18 protein-coding genes are annotated in these 20,156 nt (G+C 71.9%); 10 read left to right on the forward strand and 8 right to left on the reverse strand.

Features of this window, described 5'->3' with window-relative positions:
• Positions 1-100 precede the first annotated feature (100 nt).
• Positions 101-1,072 (reverse strand): sugar-binding transcriptional regulator, encoded by a 972-nt coding sequence (locus BIU89_RS14905; protein WP_027466226.1) that lies wholly within the window; start codon positions 1,070-1,072, stop codon positions 101-103.
• A 53-nt stretch (positions 1,073-1,125) separates the two neighbouring features.
• Entirely contained in the window at positions 1,126-1,983 is an 858-nt protein-coding gene (locus BIU89_RS14910; protein WP_071247697.1) for a GolD/DthD family dehydrogenase, read from the reverse strand.
• A gap of 107 nt (positions 1,984-2,090) precedes the next feature.
• Between BIU89_RS14910 and BIU89_RS14915 the strand changes: the two genes are divergently transcribed.
• The 4 genes from BIU89_RS14915 (at position 2,091) to BIU89_RS14930 (ending at position 6,906) form a co-directional block, all read left to right on the forward strand.
• Positions 2,091-3,269: a zinc-binding dehydrogenase gene (locus tag BIU89_RS14915; RefSeq protein WP_071247926.1), complete on the forward strand. Its 1,179-nt coding sequence runs from the start codon at positions 2,091-2,093 to the stop codon at positions 3,267-3,269.
• A gap of 29 nt (positions 3,270-3,298) precedes the next feature.
• Complete coding sequence (locus tag BIU89_RS14920; protein ID WP_214521431.1) at positions 3,299-4,615, forward strand: MFS transporter; 1,317 nt, start codon at positions 3,299-3,301, stop codon at positions 4,613-4,615.
• Positions 4,616-4,687: 72 nt separating this feature from the next.
• Positions 4,688-6,427, forward strand: coding sequence for a dihydroxyacetone kinase family protein (locus BIU89_RS14925; RefSeq protein WP_071247700.1), 1,740 nt, complete (start codon positions 4,688-4,690; stop codon positions 6,425-6,427).
• On the forward strand, positions 6,424-6,906 hold the full coding sequence (locus BIU89_RS14930; RefSeq protein WP_071247703.1) for a ribose-5-phosphate isomerase: 483 nt from the start codon (positions 6,424-6,426) through the stop codon (positions 6,904-6,906). Before BIU89_RS14925 ends, BIU89_RS14930 begins: the two co-directional genes overlap by 4 nt.
• Before the next feature lie 101 nt (positions 6,907-7,007).
• Here BIU89_RS14930 and BIU89_RS14935 read toward each other — a convergent pair whose 3' ends face one another.
• Positions 7,008-8,489: an FGGY-family carbohydrate kinase gene (locus BIU89_RS14935; RefSeq protein ID WP_027466220.1), complete on the reverse strand. Its 1,482-nt coding sequence runs from the start codon at positions 8,487-8,489 to the stop codon at positions 7,008-7,010.
• Between the two features lie 125 nt (positions 8,490-8,614).
• On the opposite strand from BIU89_RS14935, the gene BIU89_RS14940 reads away from it, so the two are divergent.
• From BIU89_RS14940 to BIU89_RS14950, 3 genes are read left to right on the forward strand one after another with little or no spacing between them, the layout of a single operon-like run.
• Positions 8,615-9,691 carry a LolA family protein gene (locus tag BIU89_RS14940; protein ID WP_071247932.1) on the forward strand — a complete coding sequence of 359 codons (1,077 nt, stop codon included), beginning with the start codon at positions 8,615-8,617 and terminating at the stop codon, positions 9,689-9,691.
• A gap of 38 nt (positions 9,692-9,729) precedes the next feature.
• Entirely contained in the window at positions 9,730-10,707 is a 978-nt protein-coding gene (locus BIU89_RS14945) for an ABC transporter ATP-binding protein (RefSeq protein ID WP_071247935.1), read from the forward strand.
• Entirely contained in the window at positions 10,694-11,554 is an 861-nt protein-coding gene (locus tag BIU89_RS14950) for an ABC transporter permease (RefSeq protein WP_027466217.1), read from the forward strand. The genes BIU89_RS14945 and BIU89_RS14950 overlap by 14 nt, the downstream gene beginning before the upstream one ends.
• A gap of 70 nt (positions 11,555-11,624) precedes the next feature.
• On the opposite strand, the gene BIU89_RS14955 is transcribed toward BIU89_RS14950, so the two are convergent.
• The 5 genes from BIU89_RS14955 to BIU89_RS14975 all read right to left on the reverse strand — a co-directional run bounded on the left by BIU89_RS14955 (position 11,625) and on the right by BIU89_RS14975 (position 15,607).
• Complete coding sequence (locus BIU89_RS14955; RefSeq protein ID WP_071247706.1) at positions 11,625-12,467, reverse strand: zinc-binding dehydrogenase; 843 nt, start codon at positions 12,465-12,467, stop codon at positions 11,625-11,627.
• A complete protein-coding gene (locus BIU89_RS18255; protein WP_139179233.1) occupies positions 12,467-12,685 on the reverse strand; it encodes a hypothetical protein in 219 nt (72 codons plus the stop codon). Before BIU89_RS18255 ends, BIU89_RS14955 begins: the two co-directional genes overlap by 1 nt.
• Before the next feature lie 177 nt (positions 12,686-12,862).
• The gene (locus BIU89_RS14965; protein WP_071247712.1) at positions 12,863-13,795 is read right to left on the reverse strand and encodes a metallophosphoesterase; all 933 of its coding nucleotides are present in this window, start codon (positions 13,793-13,795) and stop codon (positions 12,863-12,865) included.
• 118 nt (positions 13,796-13,913) lie between these two features.
• A complete protein-coding gene (locus tag BIU89_RS14970) occupies positions 13,914-14,255 on the reverse strand; it encodes an L-rhamnose mutarotase (protein WP_071247715.1) in 342 nt (113 codons plus the stop codon).
• Positions 14,252-15,607, reverse strand: a complete 1,356-nt coding sequence (locus BIU89_RS14975) for an MFS transporter (RefSeq protein ID WP_071247718.1) — start codon at positions 15,605-15,607, stop codon at positions 14,252-14,254. The genes BIU89_RS14970 and BIU89_RS14975 overlap by 4 nt, the downstream gene beginning before the upstream one ends.
• A 427-nt stretch (positions 15,608-16,034) precedes the next feature.
• Here BIU89_RS14975 and BIU89_RS14980 point away from each other — a divergent pair, with 427 nt between their 5' ends.
• The 3 genes from BIU89_RS14980 to BIU89_RS14990 all read left to right on the forward strand — a co-directional run bounded on the left by BIU89_RS14980 (position 16,035) and on the right by BIU89_RS14990 (position 20,152).
• A complete protein-coding gene (locus BIU89_RS14980) occupies positions 16,035-17,045 on the forward strand; it encodes a LacI family DNA-binding transcriptional regulator (protein ID WP_071247721.1) in 1,011 nt (336 codons plus the stop codon).
• 43 nt (positions 17,046-17,088) lie between these two features.
• Positions 17,089-18,195 (forward strand): LacI family DNA-binding transcriptional regulator, encoded by a 1,107-nt coding sequence (locus BIU89_RS14985; RefSeq protein WP_071247724.1) that lies wholly within the window; start codon positions 17,089-17,091, stop codon positions 18,193-18,195.
• Between the two features lie 637 nt (positions 18,196-18,832).
• Positions 18,833-20,152, forward strand: a complete 1,320-nt coding sequence (locus BIU89_RS14990) for an ABC transporter substrate-binding protein (protein WP_071247727.1) — start codon at positions 18,833-18,835, stop codon at positions 20,150-20,152.
• Positions 20,153-20,156 lie beyond the last annotated feature (4 nt).

The raw sequence follows: 20,156 nt of genomic DNA on the forward strand, positions 1-20,156 counted from the left end.
CGAAACCGGGCGTACCTGCCACGAAGAATCGACCAGGTATGCCCGAAAGCACCCTCCATCGCGCGCGTGATGGGAAGGAACGGGCACCGAGCCGGAGCGCTCAGGCGAGTGCGTCGAGCACGGCGCGCGCCGTCGCGGCGTCCGTCACCAGCTCGTTGACCAGCCCGCCCCGCACCGCGGCCACGATGCTCGTGACCTTGGCACTGCCCACGGCGACCCCGACCGCGTGCGGCACCGTCGACAGGATCTCGCGCGAGGTCCGCACCATCCGGTCGCTGCCGGGGAACTCGATCGGCGAGCCGTCCGCGGCGTAGAAGTTCAGGCAGACGTCGCCGGCGGCCCGGTCGAACGCCGCGTCCTCGACCGGGATGCCCCGGGCCAGGGCGTCACGCGTGTGCGTCGGCGCCCCGATGCCGAGGATCGCGCCCTTCGCCCGGCTCCACAGCCCGACGACGTGTTGGAACGCCGGGTCCTCGTCGAGGGTGGACCGCATCGCCGGGGACGGCAGCGCCTGGGCGAACAGGAACGCCGGGATCGCGCCGGAGTGTTCCGCGGCCGTCCGGGTGATCTCGTTCGTCTGGAACCACGGCATCGGGTCGGCCTGCCCGCCCACGGTGGGCACGAGCTGCACGCCGGGCATGGTCGGCATGCCGGACCGTGCGACGTCGTACACGGTGCGGCCGGACGACATCAGGACGGCGTCGCCGGGGACGAGTCCCATGCCCTCGACCGCGGCGGCCAGCGGTGCGGCCAGGTCGGCGCCGAGCGTGGCGGCGTGGGTGACCGCGGCGAGGTGGACGGCTCGGAGCCCGAGCACGACCTGCAGGCGTTCGGCGAGCGCCACGGTCTCGTCCTGGAACGGGTCGACGACCTCGATGCGGACGAGTCCGGCCTTGCGGGCCTCGGCGACGAGCCGCGAGACGGTCGGGCGCGAGACGCCGAGGCGCGAGGCGATCTCGACCTGCGTGGCGTCCTCGAGGTAGTACATCCGCGCCGCCTGGTAGACGGTGTCCAGCGGGAACCGGGTCCGCGACGCGTCGGGGCCGGGGCCAGCGGTGCTCTCGGACGACATGGAGCAGGACCCTTCGACTCGATCGGACACCGCGATCGTAGTCCGAGCAGGCCTCAGCGGATCGTGAACCCGCCGTCCACGCGGAGGTCTGCACCGTTCACCATGGCGCTCGACTCCCCCGCCAGGAACAGCACGGCCGCGGCGATCTCGTCGGGGGTCGCGAAGCGGCCGGTGGGGATCTCGTCCTGGTGCCGGATGCCGTTCTCGTTCGCCCAGGCAGCACGGCCGAGGTCGGTGAGGACGACGGTCGGCGACACGGTGTTCACGGTGACACCGCGGCCACCCCACTCGAGTGCGAGCACGGTCGTCAGACCGATGACGCCGGCCTTCGAGGCGCAGTAGGCGGCGTGACCGTCGATGCCGACGTGGGCCGCCTGCGATGCGATGTTGACGATCCGCCCGTACCCGGCGTCGAGCATGTGCCGGCCGACGGCCTGCGCCACGCGGAACGTGCCGGTCAGGTTGACGTCGATGGTCGCTGCCCAGGTCTCGGCAGCCAGGTCCTCTGCCGGGGCGAGCGCGGCGATGCCAGCGCAGTTCACCAGCACGTCGACGCCGCCGAAGTGCCGGACGACGTCCGCGACGGTGCGGGTCACGGAGTCGGCGTCGGTCACGTCGCAGGCGAAGCCGGCATGGAGGCCCGTGGCCGCGTCCGCCCCGTCGGCCGCGGCGTCCGGCCCGGTCGTCACGGGCCCGGCGGACGTGGGCAGGTCGGCCGCCGCCGACGTGGCACCGTCCGCACGGACGTCGACGACGGCGACACGGGCACCCCGCGCGGCCAGTGCCCGGGCGATGGCGTTGCCGATGCCGGACGCCCCACCGGTCACCACCGCCGTGCGGCCGCTGAAGTCGTTGGTCAGGTCGATCGTGTCGGGGCCCGGTCGGAGGGCCGCGGCGAAGTCCGTCGTCATGTTCGCTCCCTTGCGTTCGCAGTCGAACCTACCAGAAATTGTGTTCTGGACAAACGTTCTGCAGGGTGTACAGTCATCGCCGAAGCCACCCAATGGAGGAACAGCTCATGTCGACGACGACCGAGAACGCGGCCACGACCGCCCCCACCACGATCCCCACGACGATGCGCGCCGTCGTCGTCCACGGCCCCGGTGACTACCGGCTCGGGGAGCGTCCCGTCCCGACGCCCGGCCCCGGGGAACTCCTGCTCCGCACCGACGCCGTCGGCATCTGCGCGAGCGACCTGAAGTGCTACCACGGCGCCGCGAAGTTCTGGGGCGACGAGAACCGTGCGGCCTGGGCCGAGCGCGACCGCATCCCCGGACACGAGTTCGTCGGCACGATCGTCGCCGGTGACGACACCGCCCTGACCAAGCGTGGCGTCGCCCTCGGTGACCGGATCGCCTGCGAGCAGATCGTGCCGTGCTGGGAGTGCCGCTACTGCCTCGAGGGCGCGTACTGGATGTGCAACGTGCACGACATGTTCGGCTTCAAGGGCTACGACGGCGCGATGGCCGAGTACGTGCTCGTGCCGGCGAAGGCGCTGACCCACCCGGTGTCGAAGGCGCTGCCCGGCCAGGTCGCCGCGTTCTCGGAGCCGTTGTCCTGCGCGTTCCACGCCGTCGAGCGCGGGGACATCAAGTTCGGCGACACCGTGGTGATCGCCGGTGCCGGCCCGATCGGCCTCTCCGCGATCGCCGGTGCACGGCAGAAGAACCCGCTCCGGATCATCGCGCTCGATGTGGTCGAGGCGAAACTCGAGCTGGCCCGCAAGGTCGGTGCCGACCTCACGATCAACATCGCCCAGGAGGACGCGGTCGCCCGGGTCAAGGAGCTCACCGACGGCTACGGTGCCGACGTCTACATCGAGGCCACCGGGCACCCGTCGGCGGTGCCGCAGGGACTGAACCTGCTCCGCAAGCTCGGGACCTTCGTCGAGTACTCGGTGTTCAAGGACGACGTGTCCGTGGACTGGTCGATCATCTCGGACGACAAGGAGCTCGACGTCCGCGGCGCCCACCTCGGTCCGCACACCTGGCCGGCGGCGATCAAGCTGCTCGAGGCCGAGACCCTGCCGATGTCGGAGATCTGCACGCACCAGTTCCCGCTCGAGCAGTTCCAGGAGGCCCTCGACCTGGTCGGCGACTCCGCCGGTGCCAGCGTCAAGGTGTCGATCATCCCGTCCCTGACCGCCCCCACCACGGCCGCACAGGCCGCACAGGCCGCACAGGCCGCACGGGCCTGACCGACTCCGCCAGCAGGGAGAGAACGAGCATGTCAGCGACGACAGCCCGCGCCACCGGCGCCCGCACGACCGCGCCCCGCACCGAGGGCCGCCTGGACCGGATGGGCATCCCCCGTCCGCTCGCCCTCGGGTTCGTCGCCGTCCTGGTCTTCATGACCGGGAACGGCGTCGAGTCGAACTTCATCACGCCGCACATGGTGGCGGTCCTCGGCAGCCCCGAGGCCACCGTGGCGACGATCGTCACCTTCTACAGCTTGGCCGCACTGATCGGCAGCTACGTCTCGGGAGCCCTGTCCGACCTGGTCGGGCCGCGCCGCGTGATGATCCTCGGCTTCGCCGTCTGGGTCGTGTTCGAGGTCCTGTTCCTGCTGGCACTCGGCGCCGGCAGTGTCCCGTTCGCCGCCGTCACCTACGCGTTGCGTGGGTTCGGCTACCCGCTGTTCGCCTTCGCGTTCCTGGTCTGGGTGAACATCACCACCCCGGTCGAACGGAACGGCTCCGCGGTCGGCTGGTTCTACGTCGCCTTCACGGGTGGCCTGCCGACCCTCGGCTCGCTGTTCGCGATCGGTGCCATCCCGGTGTTCGGCGGCGGCACGGTCGGTGAGACCGGTGCGATGGTCGCCTCGATCGGCCTGGTCGTGATCGGGTTCCTCATCATGCTGTTCGGCGTCCGGCTGCCGAACGGGTTCACGCGCATCGCCCCCGCTGGCGAGAGCGCCTGGCAGGTGCTGACGAGCGGCATCCGCCTGACGGTCACGCGACCGAAGATCCTGATGGGCTTCCTCGTCCGCCTGATCAACACCGCGCCGGAGTTCGGCATGTTCGTCGTGCTCCCCGCGGTCATCGCGAACGAGCGCGGCTGGGGCCAGAGCCGCTGGCTGCTCATGACCGTCTGCGTCTACGCGACGAACATCCTGGTCAACGCCCTGTTCGGTTGGGTGGGCGACAAGATCGGCTGGCAGCGCACCGTCAAGTGGTTCGGCATCGTCGGCTCCGCCCTCGGGCTCATCGCCTGGTGGTACGTGCCGCAGCTCGTCCCCGCCGGGTCGGACTGGGGCTACGTGCTCTCCGTCGTCGCCGGCTGCGTGTTCGGCTGCCTGCTCGCCGGGTTCGTGCCGATGGGCGCGATCATGCCGGCGCTCGCCCCCGAGCACAAGGGCGCGGCGATGGCGATGTACACCACGGCCGCCGGGGGCGCCGCGTTCCTCGGCACCGGTGTCGTCGCCGCGGTCTTCGCCCTGGGCGGCGGCGGCCAGGCCGCCACGTGGACGTTCGTCGGCCTGTACGCCTGCGCCTTCGTGATGATCCACTTCCTCAAGGTCCCGCAGGGCGACCGAGGACACTGAGTTCCGGGCGACGACGGCCGTCCCGTCGTCGCCCGGTGCACCACCCACCACCATCCCCGGAGGACCCGCACCATGACCACGATCCACGACGACCCGGACGAGTTCGCCGAAGACCAGCTGAGCGGCTGGCTCGCGCTCTACGCCGACCGGGTCCGCGGCGTCCACGGCGGCGTCGTCACCCTGCCCACCGAGGGGGCCGCACCGCAGGTCGCCGTCGTCGTCGGGGGCGGCTCCGGCCACTACCCCGCGTTCTGCGGCGTCGTCGGTCCTGGCTTCGCCACCGGCGCCGTCGTCGGCAACGTCTTCACCTCGCCGTCGACCGCGCAGGTCTACTCGGTCGCCAAGGCCGCCGACCAGGGCCGCGGTGTCGTGCTGTCGTTCGGCAACTACGCCGGTGACACCATGAACTTCGGGCTCGCGGCCGAGCGGCTGCGCGCCGAGGGCATCGACACCCGCATCGTCGTGGTCACCGACGACGTCGCCAGTGCCGACGACGAGACGAAGCGGCGCGGCATCGCCGGCGACTTCTCCGTCTTCAAGGCGATGGGTGCCGCCGCTGCCGAGGGAGCCGATCTCGACGAGGTCGAACGGATCGGCCGTGCGTCGAACGCCGCGACCCGCACCATCGGCGTCGCGTTCTCCGGCTGCACCATGCCCGGCGCGACCGAACCGCTGTTCACCGTCCCCGAGGGCCACCTCGGCCTGGGGCTCGGCATCCACGGCGAACCGGGCATCCAGGACGTCCCGCTGCTCCGTGCGACGGATCTGGCGTCCCTGCTCGCCGAACGGCTGCTCACCGACCGCCCCGCAGCCGCCGGCTCCCGGGTCGCCCCGATCCTCAACGGGCTCGGTGACACCAAGTACGAGGAGCTCTTCCTGCTCTGGGGCCGGGTGCTGCCCCTGCTGCAGGACGCCGGGCTCCAGGTCGTCGAACCTGAGGTCGGCGAACTCGTCACGAGCCTCGACATGGGCGGCTGCTCGCTGACGCTGCAGTGGCTCGACGACGAACTCGAGCGGTTCTGGCGTGCCGACGCCTACACGCCCGCGTTCCGCAAGGTGGCGGCGCAGGTCGCAGCGCTCGTGCCGGCCGACGCGGTGGACGCCGCCGAGGATGAGGCGACGGTCGTCCCGGAGGCGACCGATGCCTCCCGGCAGGCCGCGCAGACGGCACGAGCCGCCGTCGAGGCGATGGACGCGCTCCTGCGCGAGCACGAGGAGACGCTCGGCCGCATCGATGCGGTCGCCGGGGACGGCGACCACGGCCGCGGCATGGTCAAGGGGATCGGTGCGGCGCGCAAGGCGGTCGACGGGCTCGGCCCGGAGGCCGGGGTCGCCTTCGTCCTCGGACGCGCCGGTGACGCATGGGCCGCGTTCGCGGGCGGTACCTCCGGTGTCCTGTGGGGCGCCGCACTCGAGGCGTTCGGCCGTTCCCTCGGCGACGACCGTGACTCGTACCGGGCGTCCGACGTCGTCGACGCGGCGCAGGACTTCGCCGACTCGATCGTCCACCTGGGCGGGGCGTCCCGCGGGGACAAGACGCTGCTCGACGCGCTGCTGCCGTTCGTGGACGAACTGCGCGGGGCCGTCGACACCGGCGCACCGCTCGTGGCAGCGTGGGAGACCGCGGCGCGGGTCGCGGTCGAGCAGGCCGAGGCCACCGCCGACCTCACGCCGAAGGTCGGACGGGCCAGGCCGCTGGCCGAGAAGAGCCTGGGGACACCCGACGCGGGTGCCACCTCGATGGGGATGATCCTCACGCGGATCGGCGAGGTCCTCGCCGCCCGTGCTGACAAGGAAGGAACACACGCATGACGTACCGTCTCGTGATCGGGTCCGACGACGCCGGGTTCGACTACAAGGAGATCATCAAGGCCGACCTGCTCGCCGACGACCGTGTGTCGGACGTCACCGACGTCGGCGTCGACTCGGACGGCCACACCGCCTACCCGCACGTCGCCGTGGACGCTGCGCGCCTGGTGGCGAACGGCGAGGCCGACCGCGCGATCCTGATCTGCGGCACCGGCCTCGGTGTGGCGATCAGCGCGAACAAGGTGCCGGGCATCCGCGCCGTGACCGCGCACGACTCCTACAGCGTGGAGCGGTCGATCCTGTCGAACGACGCCCAGGTGCTCTGCATGGGGCAGCGCGTCGTCGGCATCGAGCTCGCCCGCCGGCTGGCGAAGGAGTGGCTCGGCTACGAGTTCGACCGTGCCAGTGCCAGCGCCGAGAAGGTCAACGCCATCTGCGAGTACGACGGCAGCGCGCCCGCCGGCGTCGACGCCCAGGCGTAGGTCGCTCGGGTTGCGCACGACACCGGTGTTCGCGCACTGAACACGCCCGTTCGGGTGTTCGGCACGCGGACACCGGTGTCTTGCGAGCCGTTCCGCGCCACTCAGCCGCGGGCGGCCAGGCGGTGCACGACGGCCTTCGTCGCCTCGTACAGCTCGCGGTAGTCCCGGTAGCCGGCCTCGTACGCCGCGGTCGCTGCAGGGTCAGGCTCGATCACCGTCGCCGGTGGGTTCCACGCACCGATGTCCACGGTGTCGCCCGGCCCCGCGACCAGCTCGGCAGCCAGGTACGCCGAGCCGAAGCACGCACCGATCGTCACGCTCGGCACCGTCTGCCGCAGCCCGGTGACGTCCGACACGATCGTGGGCCACAGCCGTCCGAGCAGCCCGCCACCGGCCCCGACGAGTTCGCGGACCTCGACCCCGGCGTCGCGCAGCGCCTCGAGGTGGTGCCGTACCGCGTACGCCGTCGCCTCGAGCGTCGCCCGGTAGATGTCCCCGCGCGTGTGCCGGACCGTCAGTCCCGCGAGCACTCCGCGGGCGTCGGGGTCGGCGATCGGCGTCCGCTCCCCCGCGAAGTACGGCAGCATCAGCAGCCCGTTCGCCCCGATGCCGGAGCACCGCGCTTCCTCGAGCATGGTCGACCACTCGCCGTCGACCAGCCGTCGCAACCAGTCCGTGATCGCCCCGGAGGTCGCCATCCCCCCGGACACGCTCGGCTGGCCCGGGTGCGTGCCGACGGTCGTCCACATCCCCGGCACCGCCGTGGGTTCGGCCGTCGGAACGATCATGAACATCGTGGTTCCGTACTGCAGGAACATCCGGCCCGGCACGGACTCACCGACGCTCACACCCTCGGCCCAGGCGTCGATGGTACCGGCCGTCACGGGGATGCCGGCCGGGAGGCCCGTGGCCGCGGCTGCCTCGGGCGTCACGACGCCCGCCTGGTCGCCCGACCACAGCAGGCGCGGCATGGCGAGACCGGGCGCCAGTCGGTCGCACCACTCCGGGATCCACCGGTTCACGTGCACGTCATAGAGGGGTGTCGTCTGGCTGGCCGAGTGGTGGTCGAGGACGTACTCACCCGTCAGCCGCTCGACCACGCGGGACGACGGCATCGTGAACCGGGCAGCCCGCGCCCAGACGTCGGGTTCGTGCCGGGCAAGCCAGGCGAGCTTGACGCCGGCGGCCTGCGTGCTCAGGGCGGAGCCGCAGCGGGCACGGATCGCGCCCTCGCCGCCGAGCTCCGCCGTGACGTCGTCGAGCAGCGTCGCCGTGCGGGTGTCGATGCCGTACAGGATCGCCGGGCCGAGCGGCGCACCGTCGACGTCGGTCAGCAGCGCGCACGGTCCGATGCCGCTCACGCCGACCGCCTGCACCTCGACGTCGGGCACGCGGTCGAGCAGCGAGCGGGTGAGGGCGGTGAACTCCTCCCACCAGACTGCGGAGTCCATCTCGACCAGGCCCTGCTCGGGACGGTCGACGTCGTGTCGGCGGCTCACCTCGGCGAGCACGGTGCCGTCGAACCGGGCCAGCAACGCCTTCGTGCTCGACGTCCCGATGTCCAGACCGAGCACCGCTCGCATGCCGCCTCCTTCGCCGCCACACGACCGCCGCCGGTCGCGCCACGAGTCTACGAGCGACGCCCAGCTGCCTGTCGGGGGCCGGACGTACCGTACCGACGACTCCAATGCTCCACGAGGGGAACCCGATGAAGAAGTCAGCCTGGCTGCCAGCCGTCATCGCACCGGTCGTCGTCGCCGGCGCCGTTGCCGCCCCGATGATCGCGAACGCCGCGAACGACCCGATCGCGGGGACGAACCCCAGCGCGGCGGCCGTCATCGCCAGCATCGCGAAGTCGTCGGACGCCCAGTACTCGGGGAAGCTCTCGCAGACGAGCGCGCTCGGCCTCCCCGAACTGCCGACGGGTTCGGGTGGCTCCTCGCTCGAGGGCGACGCCTCCGACGTGCTCGGGCTGCTCACCGCGTCGCACACCGCCCGGGTCTACGTCGACGGCCCCGACAAGCAGCGCGTCCAGCTGACGCAGCAGCTCGCCGAGCAGGACGTCGTCCGCAACGGCTCGGACGTCTGGACCTGGGACTCGAAGGAGCGCACGGCCACGCACGTGACCCTGCCGAGCGACACCGCGAAGGACCCGCAGGACGGCGCGACCACCCCGGCCGACATCGCGAAGCAGGCCATCGACGCGATCACCCCGACCACCACCGTGTCGAAGCCGACCGAGGTCAGCGTCGCCGGACACGACGCCTGGCAGATCACCCTGACGCCGAAGTCGTCCGACACCCTCGTCGGAGCCGTCCGGTTGGCCGTCGACCAGCAGACCGGACTCCCGCTCCGCGCGAGCGTCCAGGCCGCAGGCGCGGACGACCCCGCGGTGCAGGTCGGGTTCACGAGCCTCGACTACGGCGCCCCGGCGGCCCGGCTCTTCGACTTCACCCCGCCGTCGAACGCCAAGGTCACCGAGAAGGACCTGTCCGACGCCGGATCCCACGCGAAGGGCGAGCACGGCGACCGCCGTGGCACCCCGAGCGGTGACGAGCCGACCTTCACCGGCACGGGCTGGAGCACCATCGCCGAGCTCCCCGCCGGCACGGTGGACCGGTCCGGGCTCGAGGGCGAGGCCTCCGGCCTGCTCGACCAGCTGACCAAGCCCGTCGACGGCGGCCGTGCCGTGCAGACGTCGCTCGTCTCGGTCTACCTGACCGACGACGGCCGAGTGCTCGCAGGTGCCGTGCCGGTCGCCTCCCTGGTCGACGCCGCGAAGTGAGCGCGGACGACCACGAGGTGCGCACCGCCGACCACGAGGTGAGCACGGCCGACCGCGGGGCGAGCACGGCGGCACCGGCGTCCGACCTGGCGATCCGCACCACGGGCCTCCAGAAGGTGTTCCGCAAGCAGCGCGCGGTCGACGGGATCGACCTGGCGGTGCCGCGCGGCGCGGTGTTCGGGTTCCTCGGGCCGAACGGTTCCGGCAAGACCACCACGATCCGGATGCTGCTCGGGCTCTCGAGCGCGAGCGGCGGCACCATCGAGCTGCTCGGCGAACCGATGCCGAAGGCGCTGCACGACGTCCTGCCCCGTGTCGGCGCGCTCGTCGAGGGGCCGGCCTTCTACCCGTACCTGTCCGGCCGGGCCAACCTGCAGCGCTTCGACGCCGCCGACCCCACCTCGGACCCGCGCACCCGCAAGGCCCGCGTCGCCGATGCGCTCGACCGCGTCGGGCTGACCCACGCGGCCGACAAGAAGGCGCACGCGTACTCCCTCGGCATGAAGCAGCGGCTCGGCCTCGCGAACGCCCTGCTGTCCCCGCGCGACCTGCTGGTGCTCGACGAGCCGACCAACGGCCTCGACCCGCAGGGCACGCGCGAGGTCCGCAACCTCATCCGCTCCCTGGCCGACGACGGCACCACGGTGTTCGTGTCGAGCCACCTGCTGGCCGAGATCGAACAGGTCTGCACGCACGCAGCCGTCATGCGGACGGGCAAGATCGTCGCGCAGGGCCCCCTCGACGAGCTGCGCGCAGCCGGGGCCCGGACCGTGACCGTGCGGACGCCCGACGTCGGGCAGGCCGGTTCCGTCCTCACCCGACTCGGGCTCACCCCGCGGCACGACGGCGGGGCCGACGTGCTGGTGGCCGACCTGCCGAACGAGCTGCTGCCCGAGACGATCGCCGCGGAGCTCGTGCGCGCCGACGTCCGGGTGCGCGGCCTGACGGTGGGCGGCGGCACCCTCGAGGACCTGTTCGTCGCACTCACCGGAGAGGGATTCGATGTCGCAGCCTGACGCGGCCGTGCGCGACCTGCCCGTCCGCCGCCGGCAGCGCCCGTTCGCACTGCTCGGTTCCGAACTCGCGCTGGTGTTCCGGCGTCGCCGCACCTGGGCGATGCTCGGGGCACTCGCGCTCGTGCCGATCCTGATCGCGGTCGCCGTGAAGCTCACCACCGACGGCGACGACGGCGGGCCGGCGTTCCTCGGCGACATCACCAACAACGGCCTGTTCGTCGCGTTCACCGCGCTGACCGTGTCGATCCCACTGTTCCTGCCGCTGACCGTCGGCGTGGTCGCCGGTGACACCGTCGCGGGCGAGGCCAGCCACGGCACGATCCGCTACCTGCTCGTCGCGCCGACGGGCCGCGTGCGGTTCATCCTGGTGAAGTTCGCCGGTGCCGTCGCGTTCTGCCTGGCCGCCACCCTGCTGGTGGTGCTGGTCGGTGCGGCGATCGGCGCCGTGCTGTTCCCGATCGGCCCCGTCACGCTGCTGTCCGGCACCCAGGTGGGCGGCTGGTCGTACGCCGGCCGTGCCCTGCTGCTCGCGCTGTACGTCGCGATGTCGATGCTCGGGCTCGTGGCGATCGGCATGTTCACGTCGACGCTGACGAACGTGCCGGTCGGCGCGATGGCAGCGACGGTCGTGCTCGCCGGGGCGTCGCAGGTGCTCGACCAGCTCCCCCAGCTCGACTGGCTGCACCCGTTCCTGTTCTCGCACCAGTGGCTCGGGTTCGGCGACCTGCTGCGCGACCCGATCTCGTTCGACTCGTTCGGGTCGAACGCGGTGCTGCAGCTCGGGTACGTCGTGGTGTTCGGGGCGCTGGCCTACAGCCGGTTCGCCTCGAAGGACATCCTGAGCTGACGCGGCAGGGGCCCGGCACGAAGGTGTCGGGCCCCTGCGACGCTCCGCTCGCGCAGCTCGTTCCGCTCGCTCAGCTCGCGGGCGACGCCGATCCGCCGGCCATCGTCTCCGTGTCGGTCCCCCGCGCATCGGCGTACCGGTCGCGCAGGTCACGGGCCTTCTCGGAGCGGTACCAGTCGAGCCGCGCCCCGGTCTCCACCGTCTGCATCCCGATCACGACCTTGCCGCGGGACTTCATCTCCGCCAGGTCCTCGTACGCCTCGACGATGTACTCGAACGGGTAGAAGCCCGAGATCAGGACCTGCACCCGGCGATCCTGCACGGCCTTCGCCAGCAGGGTGAGCAGCTCGCGGGTCTCCTCGTCCTCGGCGGGCGCACGGAGGAACCGGACCTCGATGTCCCGGCGCTCCTCCGACGACACGAACCGCTCCTGGCCGACGCCGAGACGTTCGGCCAGCAGCTCGGCGTTGCTCTCGCCGTGGTTGTCGATGAACGCGGTGATCGGCCGGCCGTCGGCGATGTCGCGGATGCGGTCCTCCTCGCCCTCACCGTAGGCGACGGGCAGCGTGCCGATCTGTCGCAGGTAGTCGTGGTTGCGGGGGCTGCCGAGGGCGATCACGGTCGCGCCGGCATCGTGCGCCAGCTGGCACTCGATGTGTCCGACGCCACCGGCTGCGGCCGAGATGACGACGGTGTCCTGCGGTCCGAGCCGGAGCGACCGGACGACCGACACCGCGGTGCAGCCCGCCAGGTACAGGCCGCCGGCGACCTCCCACCCGACGTGCTCCGGCTTCTTGATGACGGCGCCGCGCGGCACCGCGATCCAGGTGGCGTGGGCGCCGCCGGTCGGCGCGTGCCCCATCACCTCGTCGCCGATGCGGAGGTCCTTCACGCCGTCGCCCCGCGCGCGCACTATGCCGGCGAAGTCGACGCCCTGGTGTGCGGGAACTCGAGGTCGACGTGGTCGCGGAGCTTCCCCTCGCGCAGGAACCGCTCGATGTGGTTCAGGCCCGCGGCCACGATCTCGACGACGATCTCGCCCGGCCCGGCCTCGGGCTTCTGCTGGGGGACGAGCTCGACGACGTCGAAGTCGCCGTACCGGTCGTACTGCACTGCACTGCCGACTCGCATGGGTGCTCCTTCGCTCCAGGTGTGCGTCCGTGCTACTCGGTGTTCCCGCACGCAACCCGAAGACGTGGGGTACCGCGGCTGTGGACGTGACCAGACGGCGGACTGGAGGCCCGTGGCGGCGCCGCCACGGGCCTCCAGTCCGTCGTCACGCGCGTCCACCGCGCGTGGGGACCGGGCTCAGTGCTTGCCGGCGGCCGCGATGACGGCGCGGACCGTCTCGGGGTCGAGGCGGAACGCCCGCGGGTCGGCGTCGCCCCGGGGCACGCGGACCGGTGTCGACCAGACGGAGCCGTCCGCGGCGACGTCGACGACGAGTGCGCCGCTGTCGACGACGGCCGATTCCTCGTCGTACGGCCCGACGACGTCGGTGTCGTTCGCGACACCGGGGGCGACGAGGACCGGGCCGCCGGCGAGCGACCCGGCGAAGTGGTGGTGGTAGTGGCCGGCGAGGACGACCCGCACGTCGGAACCACGGATGACGTCGGCGAGCGCCTCGGGGTTCTGCAGGCGGAGGGCCTCGTGCAGCTCGGTCGGGGCGGGCAGCGGCGGGTGGTGCAGGACGACGACGGTGCCGTGCGGGGCGTCGTCCGGGCCGCTGCGGGCGTCTTCGGCCAGGGCTGTGCGCAGGTGCTCGAGCGCCGCGTCGCTGAGCTCGCCGTACCCGGCACCCGGGACACTCGTGTCGACGGTCACGATCCGGCGCCCGGCGACGACCGACTGCCCGGAGACCGGCACCGTCGGCGGCAGGTACTCCATCGTGTGCATCAGCGCCGTGCCGCCCTGGCCCAGGACGTGCCCGTTCGCCAGGACCTGCCGGAACCCCTCGCGCAGGTCGTGGTTGCCGGGGACCGCGACGAAGGCTGCACCGTGCCGCTCCGCCCAGCCGCCGACCCGGTCCCGCACGGTCGCGTAGGACTCGGGGGTGCCGTCCTCGGAGACGTCGCCGGAGACGACCACCAGCCCGATGCCGGGCACCTGGTCGACGTGGGCGAGCAGCCGTTCGAGCGCGGCCGTGGTGTCGACCGCGCCCTGGTGCAGGGCTCCGTCGCCGGTCAGGTGGGTGTCGGAGAGGTGGAGGATGCGGAGGGTCCCGGCTGCTGGCGGCTGCATGCGTCCACGGTAGCCACGGCCCCCGTCAGTCCGGTGCTGCGGGCGCTTGGTGAGCAGGAATGGTCGGGTCGCGCCAGCGGACCCGACCATTCCTGCTCACGAAGTCCGCGTCCGGCCGTCAGTCCGGTGCTGCGGCCAGCTGGTCCTCGAGGTTGAACACCTCGGGCAGCACCCGCGCCGTCTGGTCGGCGCGCCCGGTGGCCCCGGCGAAGAGGTCCTGCATGTGCGCCTCCCACGCCGTGGCCACCTCGGACGCGGCGAGCGCGGCGTCCGCATCGGCCACCGAGTCCGTCTCGTAGTACCCGATGAGCAGCCCGTCGTCGTCGAGGAACAGCGAGTAGTTCCGCCGCCCCGCCGCCGCGATCGCCCGGAGCATCGCCGGCCACACGGCGGCGTGCCGCTCGCGGTAGGCGTCGAGCAGCTCGACCTGCACCTGCAGCCGGAAGCAGACGCGGGTCACCGGCCGGCCTGTTCGCGGCGACGCTGCTCGGCGTCGTGGACGGTGCGCTCGTCGGCGGTGCGGACCGTCCCGGTGACCGTGGTGACGGTGCCGTAGCGCTCGGCTTCGATCGCCTCGAGGGTCTTGCCCTGGGTGCGCGGTGCCCAGATCGTGCCGACCAAGAACGACAGCGCGAGCAGCCCGAGGATCAGGCCGCCGAGAGCCCGCAGCCCGATGTCCGACAGCAGCAGCGGGAACCAGATGCTCAGCAGTCCGACCATGACGCGGGCAGCCAGGAACAGCACGCCCTGGGCGCTGGCGCGGTACCGGGTGGCGAAGAGCTCGCTCGTCCACAGGCCGTAGAACGCCTGCGCGCCGATGCCCGACGAGATGCCCCACGCCACGGCGAAGAACAGCAGGGTGCCGAGGTTGGCGGGCGCGTAGATGAGCACGGCCCACGCGATGATCGCCAGCACGGCACCGGCGGCGTAGAGCGCGCGGCGGCTGACCCGGTCGGCGTACCGCATGAAGCCGAAGTACGTCGCGGCCACCGTGCAGCCCCAGACCAGGATCTGCAGTCCGTACTGCTCGGTGACGCTCGTGACCCCGGTCGCCGCGTACACCCGGGGCTGGAAGATGCCGGCCTGCCCGGCGACGGTGTTCCAGAGCGCGTAGACGCCGAACAGGAACAGCATCGCGGTCAGGTTCTTCCGGCGGCTGAACAGCTGCGTGATCCCGTGGAAGAAGTTCGCCGTGCCGGTGGCCGCGCGCTCGTCCTTCCAGATCGCCGACTCGGGCAGCCCGCGGCGGAGCCACCACACGATCGCGGCGACGACGAACAGGTGGGCGAAGATGAGGCGGCTGCCGAGCAGGCCGAGCGGGGCGGCGGCGATCGCCAGGGCGAACCCGACCATCGGCCCGATCGACCACGCGAGCTGTGCCGTGCCGACGTGGGCCGCACGCTTGTCCGCGGGGGCCTGCTCGGCGATGTAGGTCCAGCTCGCCGGGACGCCCGCACCGACGGCGATGCCGGTCAGGATGAAGCCGACCAGGAGCATGCCGTAGCTGCCGGCGAACACCGCGAGCAGGATGCCGAGCATGTACAGGAGCAGGTCGTACGTGTAGATGAACTTCCGGCCGTACCGGTCGCACAGCGGTCCGCCGACGATCGCGCCGACGGCGGCACCGAAGGCGTTCGCGGACAGGCTCGCGAGCAGGCCGACCTCGAGGTCGCCGATCCGGAACTCCGCCTGCCACAGGCTGAGGCTCGTGGCGATCGCGATGATCGACCCCGACTCGATGTAGTTCGACATGGCCACCGAGACGGTGGCCTTCCAGCCCGTGGTGTTCCGGGCTCCGATGCGGACCGCCATTGGTCCTCCGTTCGCGTGTTCGTCGGTGAATCGTTTCAACGGGACGACGAGGACGATAGCGCTCCCGTGTGCGCGCTGGCAAGAGCGGGTTCGCACGGCTGCTCCTCGCACCGTGCGAGGGGGCGTTCGCCCCACGCGAGGTTGCGCCTCGCACCGTGCGAGGGGGCGTTCGCCCCGTGCGAGGTTCCGCACTCCGTGCGAGCCTTTCCACCCCGCACCGAGTGCGGAACCTCGCACCGGCCGCGCGGCTCGCACCAGCCGCGCGCATCGCACCAGCCTCACGCCTCGCACCGTGCGCGGGCAGTCGACGCGACCACCCCACGGACGGAAGGCCCGGCACCGGCCCGCCCCGCGCCTCCCGTCCGCGTTTTCCACAGATCACGGCGCGGGCCGACCGCGCGGACCGCACCGATGCCAGGATGGCCACATGGCGGTCAGCGTGCGAGAGGTGGCAGCGCTCGCGGGCGTGTCCCTCGGCACGGTGTCGAACGTGCTGAACCGCCCTGACAAGGTCGCTCCCGGCACGGTGGAACGCGTGCAGTCGGCGATCGCGACGCTCGGGTTCGTCCGCAACGACTCCGCGCGGCAGCTCCGGGCCGGGCGCAGCTCCACCGTCGGGCTCATCGTGCTCGACGGCGGCAACCCGTTCTTCACCGACGTCGCCCGGGGTGCCGAGGACGCCGCGATGGACAACGGCCTCGCGGTGCTGATCGGCAACTCCGACGAGTCGACCGACCGCGAACGCACCTACGTCGACCTGTTCGAGGAACGCCGTGTCGCCGGACTCCTGATCTCCCCCGCCGGCGACGACCTGTCCCGCCTCGCGCGGCTGCGTGACCAGGGCACCGCCGTGGTGCTGGTGGACCGCCGCGCCGACGACGAGCACTTCGCCTCGGTCTCGGTCGACGACATCGCCGGTGGTCGCATCGCGGTCGAGCACCTCGCGGCGATCGGCCGCACCCACATCGCCTTCGTCGGCGGCCCGTTCGGCATCCGCCAGGTCGCCGACCGGCACGCCGGGGCACTCGCCGCCGCACAGGCCGCGGGCATCCGGCTCGAAGCCCTGCCGACCACCTCGCTGTCCGTGCTCGAGGGGCGCCGCATCGGCGAAGCGATCCAGGCACGGCCGGCCGCCGAACGCCCGGACGCCGTCTTCGCCGCCAACGACCTGCTCGCCGTCGGGCTCGAACAGGCTTTCATCATGCGCGGCACCATCGCGGTGCCCGAGCAGATCGCCATCGTCGGCTACGACGACATCGCGTTCGCCGAGTCCGCCGTGGTCCCGCTGACGTCGGTGCGGCAGCCCGCGCAGGACCTCGGTCGCCGCGCGATCGAACTCCTGACGAAGCAGGTCGAGCAGGGGCAGGACATCGACCTCGAGCACGTGGAGTTCACACCGGAGCTCGTGGTGCGGCAGTCCTCCGTCGCCGACGCCTAGGGCGCGGTCCGGATACGGCTCCCCCGCCGCCTACGATCGGAGCATGGTGCATGTCCCCCGGCGCGACGGTCCGCCGAGCGTGCACCACGTCGCAGCCCGGGCCGGGGTCTCGCTCGCGACCGTCTCGAACGTCCTGAACCACCCCGAGCGGGTCGCCGACGCGACCGCCGCACGCGTGCGTGACGCGATCGACGCGCTCGGGTACACGCCGAACCGCAACGCCCGGGCGCTGGTGTCCGGCAGCACGCGCGCGATCGGCCTGGTGGTGATGTCGCTGCGGAACTCCCTGTTCAGCGACATGGTCAACGGCGCACAGCTGGCCGCACGGGAACGCGGCTTCACCCTGCTGATCGCCAGCAGCGAGGACGACCTGCAGGCGCAGGGCGAACACCTCGCCTACCTCGAGAGCGCCCGGGTGTCGGGGATCCTGCTCGCCTCGATGACGGAGTCCCGCGACCAGGTCGAGGTCGCGCGGCGCCACGGCCGGCCCGTCGTGTACGTCAACTACGAACCGACCGAACTCGACGCGTGCGCGGTGGTCGTGGACAACGAGCAGGCCGGGTTCCTGGCGGCCGAGCACCTGATCGACCGCGGCTGCCGACGCATCGGGTTCGTGAGCGCCCGTCCGGACCTGCAGCCCGTCGACCGACGACGGGCCGGCGTGCTGCGGGCCGTCGCGGCGCACCCCGGGGTCGAGCTCGTCGACGTCGACGCCGGGGACATCGACCCGCCGGGTGGCACCGACGCCGGGCTCCACATCGCCCGGATGCCCGAGGACGAACGCCCCGACGGGGTACTGGGTGTGACCGACCTGCTCGCGATGGCCGTCGTCTCCGAGCTCCGGGCCGCCGGGATCCGCGTTCCCGAGGACATCCCCGTGTCGGGCTGCGACCACAACTCCGTGGCGTGGGGCGGTGCGGTGCCGCTGACCTCGGTGACGATGCACGGCTCGGAGATGGGTGCGGCTGCGGTGGAACTGCTGCTCGAGGAACTCACCGACCCGATGCACGTGCACCGGACCGTCGTGCTCGGCAGCGAGCTGGTGCCGCGCGAGAGCACGCTCGGTCGCGAGGGCGCGGCCGCAGCAGCCGCCGCGGCCGCCGTCGGGGGCACGATCACGTCGAGCGACCCGAGGCGCACCGAGGCCTGACCGGCGGCGGACCAACCCGCGAGAGCGACACATCCGCAGGTGGCCACACCGTCCGGTCCGCCAGAGCGACAGATCGGCGCGAACGTTCGGCGGCGCGCTGTCGCCTTCGCGGGCCACGGGCGGCGGGCCACGGGCAGCGGGCCACGGGCCGGCGCGCCGGCGCGCACGGGCGGTGCGGGCAGCGGGAGCGGGCCACGGGCCGGCGCGCCGGCGCGCACGAGGCGACGCGGGCCCGCGGACGCGACCGGGCACCGGACGGGAGGCGCGGGGCGGGGCCGGCACGGGCCTCCCGGCCGGCGGGCGGCGCGACCACCGCACGGTGCAGCACCGCGCGTCGGCTCGGTGCGAGGTTCCGCACTCCGTGCGAGCCCGCGAGCCCGCGAGCCCGTCACGGAGTGTGGAACCTCGCACCAGACGAATGGACAAGCGAGCAAGCGAGCGAACGAACGAATGGACGAGCGAGCGAGCTGCGGGATCGCGTAACGAAATCGGCACAGCGATTGACACGCTTCAATCCGCGTGGTTCCATCCTGATTGAAACGTTCTAAAACGCAGTAACCGGACCCCGCGACGGCGCGGGATCCGGGTCCGTTTCACCCGGGGTACCCCAGCCCCGGGCCTTACGAGGAGGTAAGGAATGTCAGTTCGTTCCGTGACCAAGCGCGCGATCGCCATCGGCGGCGCAACGGTCCTGATCGGCGGGCTCGCAGCGTGCTCGTCCGGCGGCTCCGCCGACGAAGGCGGCGGCAAGGTCGAGATCACTTACCAGGCCGACAACGCCCCGGCCACCGCGGCCACCGCGAAGCCGCTCATCGAGGCCTTCGAGAAGGCCAACCCTGACATCACCGTCAAGTTCGACACCCGACCCCAGGGCACCGACGGCGACAACCTGATCAAGACCCGCCTGTCGACCGGCGAGGCCGCCGACGTCTTCAACTACAACTCCGGCTCGCTCATGCAGGCCCTCAACCCGGACAACACCCTGGTGGACCTGTCCGACGAGAAGTGGGCGGGCGACGTCGACCCGCAGTTCACCAAGGTCGTCAGCACCGACAAGGGCATGTACGGCGCCCCGTTCGGCACGAGCTTCGGCGGTGCGGTGCTCTACAACACGAAGGTCTACGACGACCTCGGCCTCAAGGTCCCGACCACGTGGGACGAGTTCATCAGCAACAGCGAGAAGATCAAGGACGCCGGCGACGTCGCCCCGATCATCCAGACCTACGGCGACACCTGGACCAGCCAGCTGTTCGTCCTCGGCGACTTCGCGAACATCACCGCACAGGACGAGAAGTGGGCGGACGACTACACCGCCAACAAGGAGTCCTACGCCGACGAACCCGCTCTCGCCGGGTTCCAGCACCTCGCCGAGGGCAAGGACAAGGACCTCTACAACGAGGACTACGCCTCGGCCACGCAGGCGAACGGCCTGAAGATGCTGGCCGACGGCACCGGCGCGCAGTACCCGATGCTCACGAACGCGATCTCCGCGATCCAGCAGGACTCCCCCGACGCCGTCGACGACATCGGCGCGTTCGCCCTGCCGGCCGAGGACGCCGCGGACACGAACCTGACGATCTGGGAGCCGAACGGCCTGTACATCCCGAAGACGACCACGGGTGACAAGCTGGCGGCGGCGAAGAAGTTCATCGCCTTCGCGAACTCCACCGAGGGCTGCCAGGTGCAGAACGGCACCGGCACCCCCGCCGGCCCGTACGTCATCTCGACGTGCTCGCTGCCGGACGACGTGCCCCCGATGATCGACGACCTGCAGAAGTACCTGGACGACGGCAAGGCGAGCCCCGCGCTCGAGTTCCTGTCCCCGATCAAGGGCCCGAACCTCGAGAAGATCTGCGTGCAGGTCGGCTCGGGCATCACCACCGCGAGCAAGGGCGCCGACCAGTACGACGACGACGTCGTCCAGCAGGCACAGCAGCTCGGCATCAAGGGCTGGTGATCGG

This window comes from Curtobacterium sp. MCBA15_005, from assembly GCF_001864855.1.
Lineage (GTDB): Bacteria > Actinomycetota > Actinomycetes > Actinomycetales > Microbacteriaceae > Curtobacterium > Curtobacterium flaccumfaciens.